The organism is Oleiphilus sp. HI0123, from assembly GCF_001635315.1.
In genome coordinates this window covers 1-790 of sequence record NZ_LWGE01000330.1, presented here as the reverse complement: position 1 = coordinate 790, position 790 = coordinate 1, and the positions used below count along the sequence as shown (strand labels likewise).

Annotated in this window: 1 protein-coding gene; it reads right to left on the bottom strand. The window is 44.2% G+C overall.

Annotated features, from left to right (window positions below):
- On the bottom strand, positions 1-740 hold a 740-nt coding region (locus A3761_RS03160; protein ID WP_197472774.1), incomplete at its 3' end, for a permease.
- Between the last annotated feature and the right edge of the window lie 50 nt (positions 741-790).

Below are 790 nucleotides of genomic sequence, written 5' to 3'. Positions count from 1 at the left end.
CCTAAATGCCCCAAATATGCTTTGGTAAATTCAAAGACAAACTGAAGCCCCCTAGTTTGTTGCGTAATTGCACAGGCATTTAGCGGGAGATCAATACCACTACCTTTAAACTTACCACCCTCGCCATGAAAACGAGCACTTAAAAAGGGAATTACCAGTAAGACAAAAAATACGATCAAGATGTACTTAATGGCAACTAGCTCTATGGGCAGCAAGCTTAGTGACATCGCAACCACGATAAAATTAAAGCTTGGCGAACTACTCAGCATCGATAAAGCGGTGGGAGTAGGAAGGCCTCCCCGGTATAAACCAAAAGCAATGGGCGTAGAACAGTTGGCGCAAACACCCAAAGGAGTTCCGAGCAAGGCACCAATAAACGCTTGTTTATAAGGATTTCGCCCATCTGCGACTTTAGGCAAGTTTATTGAAAGGAAAGATATTAAAGTCAGTACAGCTGCAGCAAATAGAAAACCAAAGGTCATTCCTTGCCAGTTGGTATATGCCCAGTTAAGCGAGCTATAGAGAATACGCTCTGCATGCCCTTGCTCAGCACTAAGCGGGTAAATGACATCAAAGGCGAGAGAACTAAGATGGTTGCGCTGGCCCATCTGAGCTTTTTCATCCAGCGCTGGAAGCCGCGACTGGGACAAGAACAACAATGAGATAAAGGCGAGCAGAATGAGAGAGCAAAGAAATCCCCTTTTATCGACTACCCGCATATTGTTCTCATTACCGTACATTCACCATCTAATTAAAGAGGCTACAGATCGAAAATCTTTCCAGGATTCAT